This is a genomic window from Streptomyces sp. KM273126, from assembly GCF_004337435.2.
GTDB classification, from domain to species: Bacteria; Actinomycetota; Actinomycetes; order Streptomycetales; family Streptomycetaceae; genus Streptomyces; species Streptomyces acidicola.
In genome coordinates, this window is sequence record NZ_SJXB02000001.1 from 37,602 (window position 1) to 50,796 (window position 13,195).

General features: G+C 71.5%; 11 protein-coding genes. 5 read left to right on the plus strand and 6 right to left on the minus strand.

All coding sequences use genetic code 11. From position 1 onward, the window contains the following. Positions 1–56 precede the first annotated feature (56 nt). The 6 genes from E0500_RS00185 to E0500_RS00205 all read right to left on the minus strand — a co-directional run bounded on the left by E0500_RS00185 (position 57) and on the right by E0500_RS00205 (position 6,339). Positions 57–440: a profilin gene (locus E0500_RS00185; RefSeq protein WP_131568442.1), complete on the minus strand. Its 384-nt coding sequence runs from the start codon at positions 438–440 to the stop codon at positions 57–59. A gap of 65 nt (positions 441–505) precedes the next feature. Then, on the minus strand, positions 506–2,161 hold the full coding sequence (locus E0500_RS00190; RefSeq protein ID WP_309504738.1) for a hypothetical protein: 1,656 nt from the start codon (positions 2,159–2,161) through the stop codon (positions 506–508). A gap of 5 nt (positions 2,162–2,166) precedes the next feature. After that, positions 2,167–3,651: a hypothetical protein gene (locus E0500_RS00195; protein WP_258572570.1), complete on the minus strand. Its 1,485-nt coding sequence runs from the start codon at positions 3,649–3,651 to the stop codon at positions 2,167–2,169. After that, positions 3,594–4,271 (minus strand): hypothetical protein, encoded by a 678-nt coding sequence (locus E0500_RS43415; protein WP_258572571.1) that lies wholly within the window; start codon positions 4,269–4,271, stop codon positions 3,594–3,596. The genes E0500_RS00195 and E0500_RS43415 overlap by 58 nt, the downstream gene beginning before the upstream one ends. 82 nt (positions 4,272–4,353) lie before the next feature. Further along, a complete protein-coding gene (locus tag E0500_RS00200) occupies positions 4,354–5,334 on the minus strand; it encodes a hypothetical protein (protein ID WP_131568438.1) in 981 nt (326 codons plus the stop codon). Positions 5,335–5,631: 297 nt separating this feature from the next. Beyond that, positions 5,632–6,339 carry a FadR/GntR family transcriptional regulator gene (locus E0500_RS00205; protein WP_131568436.1) on the minus strand — a complete coding sequence of 236 codons (708 nt, stop codon included), beginning with the start codon at positions 6,337–6,339 and terminating at the stop codon, positions 5,632–5,634. Positions 6,340–6,589: 250 nt separating this feature from the next. Here E0500_RS00205 and E0500_RS00210 point away from each other — a divergent pair, with 250 nt between their 5' ends. The 5 genes from E0500_RS00210 (at position 6,590) to E0500_RS00230 (ending at position 13,184) form a co-directional block, all read left to right on the plus strand. Continuing rightward, positions 6,590–7,987 (plus strand): SLC13 family permease, encoded by a 1,398-nt coding sequence (locus tag E0500_RS00210; RefSeq protein WP_181586811.1) that lies wholly within the window; start codon positions 6,590–6,592, stop codon positions 7,985–7,987. 126 nt (positions 7,988–8,113) lie between these two features. Further along, on the plus strand, positions 8,114–9,577 hold the full coding sequence (locus E0500_RS00215) for an acyl-CoA synthetase (protein ID WP_131568115.1): 1,464 nt from the start codon (positions 8,114–8,116) through the stop codon (positions 9,575–9,577). Beyond that, positions 9,570–10,946 carry a carboxyl transferase domain-containing protein gene (locus tag E0500_RS00220; RefSeq protein WP_131568117.1) on the plus strand — a complete coding sequence of 459 codons (1,377 nt, stop codon included), beginning with the start codon at positions 9,570–9,572 and terminating at the stop codon, positions 10,944–10,946. Before E0500_RS00215 ends, E0500_RS00220 begins: the two co-directional genes overlap by 8 nt. A 127-nt stretch (positions 10,947–11,073) precedes the next feature. After that, positions 11,074–11,433 (plus strand): CU044_2847 family protein, encoded by a 360-nt coding sequence (locus E0500_RS00225; protein WP_131568131.1) that lies wholly within the window; start codon positions 11,074–11,076, stop codon positions 11,431–11,433. Further along, positions 11,430–13,184: a trypsin-like peptidase domain-containing protein gene (locus tag E0500_RS00230; protein ID WP_131568119.1), complete on the plus strand. Its 1,755-nt coding sequence runs from the start codon at positions 11,430–11,432 to the stop codon at positions 13,182–13,184. The genes E0500_RS00225 and E0500_RS00230 overlap by 4 nt, the downstream gene beginning before the upstream one ends. Positions 13,185–13,195: the final 11 nt, after the last annotated feature.

The following is a 13,195-nucleotide window of genomic DNA, read 5'->3' on the forward strand; positions in this document are numbered from 1 at the left end:
CGAGAAGACCGCCACTGGCAGCGGCCACTCGACCGCGTCGGATCCGCTTCCGGTGATCAGTCCCCGGCGGCGATCAGCTCGTCGGCCAGCTGCTCGGTGACGCGCACGGCCTCAGCGCCCGGGATCGGGGCGTCGTACTCCGTGACGATGATGGACCGGTTCGTCACCACCACGATCGCGCCGTCGGCTTCCTTCCTGCAGAACAGGGAACGATCGTCCACCCCGTTGATAACGAACTTCTTGCCACCCAGATGCAAACCGGTGCCCTGGAACTGCTCCAGGTCCTCCGCCCCACCGGCGAGCGCGCTCCGCTCTCGCGCACTGAGTTCGTACCCCTTGGACGCCGCCAGGACCTCGCTGTCCCGCCCAAGGATCGCCGCCCGGCTCACCTTCCCCGAGCCGACCAGACGGTCATCCACACAACGCTGCCACTCGGCCATGCGGCCCCTCCCAGAACGGCCCCGCTGGTGCGAGGCGATCCCAAGAGCCGTACCCGAACCCGAAATCAATCACGCACCAAGGGACAGGCGCCGTCGAAGATTTCCTCGTGTGTGCGGTAGGTGTTGGCTGCCTGGTTCTTCTCACTTGCGGCCGGTGCCCCGGGGTACTCGATGACGGGCACCGGCTTGCAGACGGCCCACTTCTGGGTGTCCGGTGTGTCGTCGAAGCCGAAGGTGCCACTGGCTCCGCGGACGCAGTTGACGCAACTCGCGCCGGACTGAGTGCCGAGGATGTTCATGTTGATGACGGTGTTGTAGACGTCGTTGTGCGACGGCAAGCCATCTTCGTTCTCCGCGTTCTCCGCGTTCTCCGCGTTCTCTGTGTTCTCTGTGTTCTCCTCCTCTCCATTGACCTTGATGTCGTCGTATGCCCGGTCGGTGGCTTGGGAGAGCACGGTGAAGGCGTCGTAGTACATGACCGCGTAGCCGTCCTCCAGTGGCTTGTCTCCCCATGCCTGTTCGTTTGCCTGATCCGTCCGCAGCTTCTCGAACTCCTCGACGAAACCGCGGGCCCCGGCCGAAAGCTGCTCGTTTCCCTCCCATGACCGGGTGTCGACCGAGGCAGCGCCCACGAGGGTGATCCTGGCCTCCCGCAACTGCTTGGTGATCTCCGCCGTGGTCGTGACGGGATCCAGGCCGATCCCCACCTTCAGGATGCGTATCGGCTTCCTTTGGTCGCAGGAGGGCTCGTCCGCCAGCCTCTCCACCAAGGCGGGCAGGTCGTGATCGCGCCCCGCGAAGAAGACCGTGTCCGCCTTGGTCACGCAGATTCCCTGGGCCGCTTCCGAGAAACGCTGGGGGACACCCTCGTTGTCTCCGGTCATCCCCAGGTAGGACACCTGACGCCGCGCCAGTCCGTACTCCTCGCCGAAGTGCTTCCGGAAGACCTCTTTCAGGTCGGTGGAGTAGCTGTCCTGCTCTCTCCTGTCCGAGACCAGGAAGCCCGTTCCGTTCCCCGGTCTCTCGTCGAGATACTCCCCCAGCGCCTTCGCGAAGAGCTCGTTCGACGGGGACGTCTTGAACAGGTACTCGGCATTCATGGTGGTCGAGGTGAGGACGGGCCCGATCACCGGAATCCTGTGATCGGAGAGGGCCTTGGCCGCCTCAAGTGTGTCCGGAGTGCTGCTCGGCAGGCCGAACACGCCGACCAACGGCACCTCGTCGTCGCCCATCCCGGCGAGCCGGTCGACGACGGGTTGCCAGTGGTCTAGGTCCTTCCCGTCATTGGCCAGGAGCAGCTGATAGTGCGGCCCCGCCTGAGCGTTGGCCCGGAGCTGGGCGGCGTGCGCGCCCGCCAGCGCGCGTGCGATCTGTTCCGTGCTCATGGCGCTGGTGCTGTCCGAGGTGAACGGCATCATGAGGGCGACGCGCACGTAGGGGATGGGGGTCTTCCCGTTCTCCGGATCCTTCCAGTCCTGCTCGACCTTGGCGTTCTCGTCCGCCACGGCGCGAATCAGGCCCTCCAGCTCCGGATCGCCGGTCAGGACTCCGGCGGTGACGCCCACGCATTCGTCCCCGGCCGGTTCGAGGCCGTCGCCGCATTTCTCGGGCAGCAACCGTACGACGGTGAGGGCGAGCACCGCGAGCAGCACGGCGCCCACGACCAGCGCGACGGCCTTTTCGCCCGGCCCCAGGGCACGGTTTCTGAAACGGTCCAGCACAGTCCTCACTCCTCGCCTCGGGCAGAGCCGTACCTCGGGAAGGGCCTTCGCTCTCGCGCGGCGGCCGGCCAGGCCCGTGCGGCCTCATTGAGCACGGCGCGACCCGACGGATGCCGCATCGACAGGAACGCAAGCTCGGAACCGATGTCGTCACACAGGCCGGCCAGGGGCTCCGCGTATGTCTCGGACAGGTACCAGAGCGCGTGCAGCAGCCTGTTGACGGATCGGCGTACGTCGTCGGTCTCGGCGTACCGGCCGTCGTGGGCGCCGCGGGCGATCTCGGTACGGTGGTCGGTCCACTCGTCCGACGGGGGGCCGGGGGCCTCGGCGACGTAACGGATGGCGTCCAGCCAGCGGCCCGCGTCCCAGTTGCCGAAGAACTCGGTCAGCCGGCTCACCACCGGATGTGCGTCCCCCGCCGCGAGGGTGTGCCGGAGCACGTCGGGCTCGTGCCCGGCGCCGCGCTCCGCGTGATGCTCCCGCAGGAGGCCGTGCAGGTACTCCCAGCGTCGTCCCGGCTCAACTGCCGCGGAGGTCCTGCGGGCCTCGTGGACCAGCAGGGCGCGCAGGAAAGGGTGGGAGACAAAGCCCCTGGCGGTGTCGGGCCCATCGGCCGTGCCGGCGACGTCCGTGTCACCCCCGCCGTCCACGCCGCCTGTCCAGTGCTCCTCCTCCAAGTACCGGGCGGCAGAAGGAAGCCCGGCACCGGGGAGTCCGCCACCGGCCGGGACGGATGCCGTCATCAGCGCGTGTGCGGCGTCCCGGTCACGTGCCAGTGCGAGCGGCACCAGGTGGGTGCGCAGCTGGGGCTGTGGTATCAGCCGCTCCAGCAGCACTTCGGAGACGGGTCGCCCTTCCTCGGCGGGCAGGTCGAGCAATTCCTCGGGGCCGACGTGGCCTTGGCCGCTGGCGCGGACGACCGCTTCACACAGCAGCCTGCTGCCGAGCGGATGACCTCGGGTGAGGGCGTGCAGAGCCGAAGGCAGGTGGCGGTGGAGCGGGCCCTTGGCCGGGTCGAGCATCAGCAGCAGGTCGTCGCGGCTCAGGGGCGCCAGGGGGACCATGAGCAGTCCGGCCGACGGCGAGCCGGGGACGCTGCGTTCCCAGCCGGAGGCCAGGGTGAGCTCGGGCAGTTCGCGGGTCGTCGCGTCCGGGTAGAGGTTCGCGCCGTCGCCCAGCCGGGTCGCGACGACGACCAGGGGGTCGCGCACGCCGGACGGAGGCGCGGCGCGGTGTTCGAGCAGCAGCCCGAGGGCGTGCTGCCCGGCCGGGGTGTGCGCGTTGTCCAGCAGGACGAGCGGCCGGGGGGTCCGGTTGATCCGCTGCCATCGGCCGTAGGCGTCAGTGAGGTCTTCGAGGAACGCAGCGGCCAGGGTGCGTTCGACCGCGTGCTGGAAGTCGCCGCCCTGGTGGAAGCGCAGGCTCAGCCGGATCAGGGCGGCTTCGCCGTCGTCGGAGCCCGCGGAGCGGCTCTGGTACCACTGCTGCACGAACCGCTCGACGCGGGTGCGGGTGTGCCGGCTGAAGTACTGCTCGACGACCGCCTCGGTGACGGGAGCCAGGTCGTGCTGCCGCCGGTGCGGGTCGGCGAGGCGCTCGCTGACGTCGTACGTCCAGTCCGTGCCCCCTCCCCGGCGGCCCTCCCGCCCTTCTCCAGGCCGCAGGCGACAAGGAGGCGCGCGATCCGGTCACGGGCCAGCAGTTGCTCGCCCTCGTTGCCGCGGTGCCAGCTGGACACGGCGAACAGTCCTGGGAGCAGGCGGGAGAACCGAAGCCGCCCGGAGCCCGGGACCACGGGCGCCAACTCGCACACCAGTTGCTCCAGGATCTCGACCAGGGCCGACGTGTTGGACGCCGCGGAGCCGGACCAGCGTGCCTGTTCGCTCTGGGCGGCATCGACTCTGCCGAGCGGAACGCGCCCGCGGTAGGCCGCGTCCAAGGCGTCCAGGACCGCCGTCCTGCCCATGCCGTGCCGGCCGGTCACCAGTGTCACGGGTGGGTCGTCGCGGTGCTCCTGGGGCACTAGTTCCCGCCGGTCGGGCGCCAGGCCGACCAGTCGGGGCACCAGTGCGCGCAGGATGGGATCCCGTCCGTACAAGGGCGTGCGCATCGCCCTCCCCCGTTCTGCCGTTGTTCTGCATTCCGGTCTGCCGTTTTTTCGCATTCCGGCGTTGTTCCGTCGTTTTCACCGCTCAGCTTCCGAGCAACCTCCCCAGCGCCTGGCCGACCGCGTCCAACAGGAGCTGCCTGCCGACCGTGTCGGGAGCGGCCCCCAGCAGGCGCCGCATCCCCTCCATCAGGCCGCGCTGCCGGTCCGGCCGAGGTTCGCCGTCGGTGTCGGTGTCGCCACCCCGCGCCAACGAGTCCGCGCTGCGCAGCAGGGCCACGCGGGACTCCGGGTCCAGGTGGAGTGCCGGTGCCAACTCCGTGATGAGCCGGGCGAGGTCGGCGGGTGGCAGCGCGGTGTGCAGCTCGATGCTGTTGTGCACGCTGTTGTCGGAGTCGCCCTGTGTGAGGCTGTGTATCGTCTGGGCCTCTATGTGGGTGTGCTGGGCAGGCCGCTCGCGCTCGCGCTGCTGTGCCACGTACGCACCGATGTCGGAGGCGCCGCTGAGCACGGCGCCCACCCCCTGCGAGGTGAGCGCCACGTGCGAGCCGACATCGTTGTGGAACGGCGGCCCCTCACAGGTGATCAGGTGCTCGTCGGCCAGATAGGTGAGGGTCCGGGCGACTTCGCTCCGGGAGAGGGCCTCGCCGAGGAAGAAGATGTCCGGCGAATCGAGGAATCCGCTGATCCGCAGCGGCTGCCGGTGCGGGTTGGCGTGGATCCAGTGCAGTACGGCTCGTGCCGCATGGCGGCTCCGCTCGGCCGAGTTCGCCCGCAGGGCCTGCAGCCTGCGGGCCCACTCCGCACCGGCGGCCTGAAGGGTCACCACGGGAACACCCGAGTCAGGGCCGTGCTCGCCGGGGGAGCTGATGAGCTCCTCGGCACACAGATGGTCGACGATGGACCGAACCGCGCTCATGGGGATGCTCTGCAGAGTGCCGAACTCGGCACAGGAGACCTGGTGGTCCAGCTCACCCTCCGCCTGGTCCCAGATCCACAGCAGAAGGCGGGGACCGTACCGCTCGGCGTACGCGGCGAAGGCGTCGTGGTCCGGAAACGAAGGCACTGTGGCTGACACTGACGGGGGTCCTGTTCGTCTTCGCACCTACGGCTGAGCTGCCGCACCTACCCAGCTTTCACTCCCGTAATCAGGCCATCACAAAGCCCACATGAGCCAACGCCCGGCGAAAGGCGCCGAGTTGCTACGAAAACTGGCATATCGCGCCCAGAACCGTGCGTCGAGGGCACGCTGAACCACAGGCGCGCATGCCCTGGTCGCCACCGGCGCAGGAAGGAGCCGGTCACCCCGGCACCGAGACGCTCCATGAGGGCCGACAGCGGATCGCGGAACGCGAACCGTACGTCATCGTTCCCCCTCCGGATCCCAGTCCAGCAGCCGCACCTTCGCCACCGTCCGCACATGGCGGCGCATCGCGGTGGCCGCCTGGTTCGGCTGCTGGTCGACGATGGCGTCGAGGATGGCCTGGTGCTGGGCCAGGGACCGGGTGGGGCGGCCGGGCTGGCGGAGGGACTCCGTGCGGCTCTCGGCGATCTGGTCGGCGATGGAGCGCATGAACTCCGCGAGGATGCTGCTGTGCGCGGCCGCGGTCACGGCCGCGTGGAACAGACGGTCGCCCTCCACACCGTGGGCGTCCTCCTCGATCTCCCTCGTCATGTGGGCGAGCGCGGACCTCATCGCGGCCAGGTCCTCCTCCGTGCGGCGCTCGGCGGCCAGTTCGGCGAGCTTCGTCTCCAGGGCCTCGCGGGCCTCCAGGACGTCGGGCAGGCGCCGGCGGCGTTCGACCATCTCGTCTACGGGCTCGACGTCCAGGCTGTCGCGGACCAGGTACGTGCCTCCGCCGTGGCGCGCCTCCACCAGGCCCTGGACCTCCAGCACCACGATCGCCTGCTTCACCGAGGCGCGGCTGACGCCCAGCCGCTGGGCCAGGTCCCGCTCGGGTGGCAGCCGGTCCCCGGCGCGCAGGCCGCCCTCGGCGACGTACTGGCGCAGCCGGTCGAGCACCTGCTCGTAGAGGCGCTGTTTCGTCATGGGGCGCAGGGCATCGGTCACGGCTCCCCCCTCTCGTCGGGAGCGTAACACCGGGTGGGGTGAGTGGCTGGGTGGTCGAGTGGATGGATGGTCAAGTGGCTGAGCCAATTTGTGCGCAACCTCTTGACGTGGCCCCCGGCGGGCCCCACGCTGACCTGCCAGCACCCCCCAGCAGCCAATTGGCTCAGCCACTCAGCCAATCGTCACGCCCACTGACCGCACTCGCAGCCACTCGGATCAGCCACTCCGGGACCCAAAGACGGGAGCCCGTATGTCCCCCGAACTCATCTCGATCCTCGTCCTCGTCGTGGTGTTCGTCATCGCCACCACCCGCTCCGTCAACATGGGCGCACTCGCCTTCGCCGCCGCCTTCGGGGTGGGCGCACTCGTCGCCGACCTCGACGCGGACGGCATCTTCGCCGGCTTCCCCGGTGACCTCTTCGTCGTCCTCGTCGGCGTCACGTACCTCTTCGCGATCGCCCGCGCCAACGGCACCACCGACTGGCTCGTACACGCCGCGATCCGGCTGGTGCGCGGGCGGGTGGCGCTGATCCCCTGGGTGATGTTCGCCCTCACCGGCGCGCTCACGGCGATCGGCGCGGTCAGTCCGGCCGCGGTCGCGATCGTCGCCCCGATCGCGCTGAGCTTCGCCGTCCGGTACAGGATCAGCCCGCTGCTGATGGGCACCATGGTGGTGCACGGCGCGCAAGCCGGCGGCTTCTCACCGATCAGCATCTACGGGACGATCGTCAACGGCATCGTCGAGCGCGAGAAGCTCCCGGGCAGCGAGATCACGCTGTTCCTGGCCTCCCTCACCGTCAACCTCGTCATCGCCGCCGTCGTCTTCGTCCTCTTCGGCGGGCTCAAGCTGTGGGCTCAGGGGTCGGTGGCGGTGGACGGGGAAGAGGGAGCCGCGAGCGGTGACTCCGGAGGCGGCACGAGTGGTACGAGTACGAGTGGTGTGAGTGGTGGCACCGGCGGTACGAGCCGTACCGCCGCCGCCACGAGCCCCACCGCCGTCGCCACCGCCGCCCCCGCCCGCCCGGGCGAACCCGGCCCCGACACCACCCGCCTCACCCCCGCCCGCACCGCCACGCTCACCGCGCTGGTCGCCCTCGTCGTCGCCGTGCTCGCCTTCGACCTGGACGCGGGTCTCACCGCGATCACCCTGGCCGTGCTGCTCAGCGCCGCGTGGCCGGAGGACAGCCGCGTGGCGGTCGGGCAGATCGCCTGGCCCACCGTGCTGCTGATCTGCGGTGTCCTCACGTACGTCGGCGTACTGGACGAGATGGGCACCATCACCTGGGCCGGTGAGGGCGTCAGCGGCATCGGTGTCCCGCTGCTGGCCGCGGTGCTGCTCTGCTACATCGGCGCGATCGTGTCGGCGTTCGCCTCGTCCGTGGGGATCATGGGCGCGCTGATCCCGCTGGCCGTGCCGTTCCTGGCGCAGGGCGAGATCGGGGCGATCGGCATGGTGGCGGCGCTCGCGGTGTCGGCGACGGTCGTGGACGTGAGCCCGTTCTCGACGAACGGCGCGCTGGTGCTGGCCGCCGCTCCGGACGTCGACCGGGAGCGTTTCTTCCGGCAGCTGATGGTGTACGGAGGGATCGTGGTGGCGGTGGTGCCCGCGGTGGTGTGGCTGGTGATGGTCGTCCCCGGCTGGGGATAGCCCAACGGGCGGCAGCGGCGACAGCCACGACAGCGGTAGCTGCGGCAACGGCGCCGGCAGCAACCGATCGTGAACGGTAATTCAGGCAGTACAGGCAGTACTGGCAGTACTGAAGGAGTACGACGCGTGTCCTCACTCTTCCCGGCCCTGACCGACTCCCCGGCCGAGCGGCCCGCCCTGCGGTTCGGCGAGCGCTCCCTGACGTACGCGGAACTCGCCGCGGCCGCGGGCGCGCTCGCCGGGAGAATCCAGGGAGCGGGCCGGGTCGCCGTCTGGGCGACACCCACGCTGGAGACGGCCGTCGGCGTAGTGGCCGCCCTGCTGGCCGGGGTGCCCGCGGTGCCGCTCAACCCGAAGTCGGGCGACAGCGAGCTGGGGCACGTCCTCAGGGACAGCCGGCCCGCACTCGTCCTCACCGCACCGGACTCGGAACTGCCGGCCGCCTTGGCCGACTTGGAGCGCGTTGAGGTCGACGTACGGGACACCGGCCAGAGCCCCGTCGGCGACGTCGCCGACCTTGCCCGCATCACCGCCGAATCCCCCGCCCTCGTCGTCTACACCTCCGGCACCACCGGCCCGCCCAAGGGCGCCGTCATCCCCCGCCGGGCCATCGCCGCCACCCTGGACGCGCTGGCCGACGCCTGGCAGTGGACCGGGGACGACGTCCTGGTCCACGCGCTGCCGCTGTTCCACGTCCACGGGCTGATCCTCGGCATCCTCGGCCCGCTGCGGCGCGGCGGCTCGGTACGGCACCTGGGGCGGTTCGGCACCGAAGGGGTCACCCAGGAGCTGAACGAGGGCGCCACCATGTTGTTCGGCGTGCCGACGATGTACCACCGGCTCGCGGAGGCGCTCCCCGACGACCCCGCGCTCGCGAAGGCACTCGGCCGGGCGCGGCTGCTCGTGTCCGGCTCGGCGGCGCTGCCGGTGCACGACCACGAGCGGATCGCGGCGGCGACCGGGCGGCGGGTCATCGAGCGGTACGGCATGACGGAGACCCTCATGAACACGAGTGTGCGGGCGGACGGCGAGCCGCGCGCCGGGACGGTCGGAGTGCCGCTGCCGGGCGTGGAGTTGCGTCTGGTGGAGGAGGACGGGTCGGCCATCACGGCGTACGACGGCGAGAGCGTCGGCGAGATCCAGGTGCGCGGCCCGAACCTCTTCACCGAGTATCTGAACCGTCCGGACGCGACCGCCGCCGCGTTCACCGGGGACGGCTGGTTCCGCACGGGCGACATGGCGGTCCGGGACGCCGACGGGTACGTACGGATCGTGGGCCGCAAGGCCACCGACCTGATCAAGAGCGGTGGTTACAAGATCGGCGCGGGCGAGATCGAGAACGCGCTGCTCGAACACCCGGCGGTGCGCGAGGCCGCCGTCACGGGCGAACCGGACGACGACCTCGGCGAGCGTGTGGTCGCCTGGATCGTGCCCGCCGATCCCCAGTCCCCGCCCGGTGCCGGGGAGCTGGCCGACCACGTCGCCGGGCGCCTCGCCCCGCACAAGCGTCCCCGCGTCGTGCACTACCTTGACGCGCTCCCCCGCAACGACATGGGCAAGATCATGAAGCGGGCGCTGAAGCATGACTGAGCCGTCCGCCCGGTACTCCGCCCAGTATTCGGCCCCCCGGTACTCCGCCCGGTACTCCGCGCGCGAGGTCATCGCCCTGGTCGCCGACGACTTCACCGAACTGCCGTGCCCCGCGAGGGAGCACGAACCCGACGGCCCCCTCGCCTGGCAGGGGTACGACGCCTCGCGCGCCCGTGCCGCCGAGCGCACCGGTGAGCAGGAGTCGGTCGTCTGCGGTCGCGCGACGATCGGCGGTGTCGAGGCCGTGGTCCTGGCCTTCGAGTTCGGGTTCCTGGGCGGTTCGCTCGGGGAGCGGACCGGGGACCTGCTGGAGGCGGCGTACACGAACGCGCGTGAGCACCGGCTGCCCGTCGTGGCGCTCGTCGCGACGGGCGGCAGCCGGATGCAGGAGGGCATGCGCGCGCTGACCCAGCTTCAGCGGGTGGCCCGGCAGTCGGCGCTGACGCGTCAGGCGGGGCTGCCCCAGATCGCCGTGCTGCGGGACCCGACGACCGGCGGCGGCTGGGCCACCCTGGGCGCGGGCGCCGACGTCGTCCTGGCGCTGCCCGGCGCCCAGGTGGGCTTCGCCGGTTCCCGGGTGCGCCCCGCGGACGCGGACCCGGCGGCTTACACGGCCGAGGCCCAGGTGGCGGCGGGCGCGGCCGACGCGGTCGTACGGCCGGAGGACCTGCGCGGGGCGCTGACACTGTGGCTGGAGTTGCTGACCCGTCCCTCGTCGGAACCGGCGCCCCCGCCCAGCGGCCTCGGCGCTTCCGGCAGCGACCTCCCCGACACCGGGTGGGCCGCCGTCCTGCGCGCCCGCTCGCCCGAACGCCCACGCGCCGAGGCGTACTTGGACGCGTACTTCACGCGCCGCGCGGCCATCGGCGGTGACCGCTGCGGCGGCACCGACCCCGGCATGCTGTGCGGCTTCGGCGAGCACGAGGGCCGGACCGTCGCGTACGCGGCCCAGTGCGGCACGGCGACCCGCCCCGCCGGGTACCGCACTGCGGCAAGGCTGATCCGCCTCGCGGGCCGGCTCGGTGTTCCCGTGCTGACGCTGGTGGACACCCCGGGGGCCGCCAACGACGCGGAGGCGGAGCGACAGGGCGCCGGAGCAGCTATCGCGGACGTGTTCGACGCGGTGGCCACCGCCCGGACTCCGGTCACCACACTGCTCATCGGCGAGGGCGGCTCGGGCGGGGCGCTCGCCCTGGCCGCTCCGGGCCGCACCTGGGCCACCCCGGACAGCTACTTCTCGGTGATCGCCCCGGAGTTGGCGGCCGCGATCCTCAAGCGCCCGGAGGAGTACGCACGCGCCACGGCCGACGAACTGCGGGTGCGGCCACAGGACTTGGTTGCACTGGGGGTAGTACGCGGTATCACATGACCGAGATCGCGCGCCCCCCGTTCGAGGTATGTGTACGGCGTGTGGAAAAGGGGACAACGCGAGTACCGTCCGTGACAATAGGGTGGTTGATCGTCACGACGGACGGGACGGGCAGGACGGGGGCGTGGTGGAAGGTCTGGTGGAGTTCAAGACCGACGACGGTGCGGTGGTCACGGTCGAGGCCGTCGATGAGGGGACCGGGGCGGGCTCCCGCCTCGTGGCCCGCGGGGACGACGGTACGGTGCAGGCGACGCGGACCTTCGAGGGCGCCCTGAGCAGCGTGCGCTCCGCGGCGGCGTCCGCGCTGCGGGTCTTCCGGGACGGTTCGCTGCAACCCGACGCGGTGGAGATCGAGTTCGGTGTGAAGCTCACCGCGGAGGCCGGCGCGCTGATCGCGAAGAGCGCGGTCGAGGGGCATCTCGTGGTCAAGCTCTCCTGGTCCCCAGGGCGGTCGGACGCTCCCCCGGAGACCGACGTGACGTCATGACCAGCGCTTCGTGGCACGCCAGGATCAGCTGCGGGCGCGACACCGGCGCCGGCTTCCTGGTCACCGAACGCCACGTCGTCACCTGCGCACACGTCGTCGCCCGCAGCGCCACCGACCCGGTGAGTGTGTCCTTCGCGCACGGCGGCGGGGAGTCGGCCGGCGCCCGCGTCATCGCGCACGGCGGCTGGGACGGCCGCGACACCGACCCCGGCGACCTCGCCGTCCTGGAGCTCGACCAGGACGTGGCGCCGAAGCCCGCCGAGTTCGCGGCACCCGACGAGGCGTACGGCGACCCGCCGCGCAAGCTGCTCGCGTACGGCTTCCCGAAGCGGTACGAGGAGGGAACGCTCGCCGAGTACCGGGCCACCGCCGGCCAGTTGATCGCCGGGGAGTGGGTGCAGTTGGAGGCATGGGCCGCGCACGGACAGCCGCTGGTGCCCGGGTTCAGCGGGGCGGCGGTGACGCTCGCGGACAGCGGCCGGGTCGTCGGCATGGTCTCGGCGGCGGCCCGCGATCCCGGGGTCCGCAACGGACGGATGCTGCCCGCGAACGTCATGGCCCGCTACTGGCCCCGCCTCGGCGACCTGATCCCGACCCCGGAGTACGACGGGCCGCAGAAGGAGCGGCTCCGGCTGCTGGTCGAGGAGGCCGCGCGCCACGGCGAACTGGAGTGCAGCCCCCAGCGGCTCTACCAGGAGGCCGTCACCGCCTTCGGTCCCCCGCCCCCGCCGCACGGCTTCGCCTCCCTGTGGGACGCCGCCTGGTATCTCCTCTCCGAGGTGACCGACACGAAGGCGGCGGTCCGGTTCGCGGAGCGGCTCGCCGACTTCGTCGAGCACACGCCGACCCGGACGGCCCTGCGGTCCTGGCCGTACACCCACGCCGAGGCGGTGCCGGGACACGCGCCCCGCACGTCGCCCGCGCCCGTAAGCGGTGCGGACACCCGCTCCTGGTCCCCGATCCTCGTCGAGATCGCGCCCAGCGGCTCCGGGGACCAGCAGTTCCTGGTGGAGGTGTCCGCGTACAACGGGAACCACCGCAAGGTGGTGGGCCAGCGCCGGCTGCCCGCCGACCGGGTGCGGCCGTACGCCCTGGAGCGCATCGACGAGGCGTATCACGCGCTGGAGCCGGGCGCCCGGGAGCTGCTCGCCTTCGTGCTGCCGCGCCGGTGGCTCAACGCGGACGTGGCGCACTGGCAGCGCAGCGCCGACGACGACAGCCCGCTCGGCACCTTTGCGCCGCTCGTCGTCATGGACCTGGAGCGGCGGCGCAGCGGCGGCCTCCAGCACAAGCTGCTGCAGAAGTGGCGGGAGCTCGACACGCAGCGGTCGGCCCGGCTGCGCCGTATCGGCTGCGGGACCGTCGGGCAGGACCCGGTGAAGCTGACCATCGGGCTGCGCCGGGGCGCGGACATGGTGGGCTTCGGCGCCCCGCCGCGCGCCGACGGCACCCGGCGGCTGTTCCAGGCGACCCTGAACGCGGCGGTGCCGGTGATGCTGTGGCCGCGTTCCGGCTGCCGGGGCGGGCACACGCACGACGACTGCCGGGGCGCGGCCTTCCTGGACCGCCTCGCCGAACACCTCGCGGGCCTGGCCCCGGGGGAACTTCCCACGCACATCCATGAGTTGCGCGAGACGGCCTACGCGTCCGAGTCGCCCGAACCGCACTGGGCGTCCGACCTGGCGCTGCTCTGGGAGGATCCCCGCTGTCTGCCCGACCCCGTCGGCTACCAGCACTCGCCGGTCGGGTGAGCCGCAGGCGA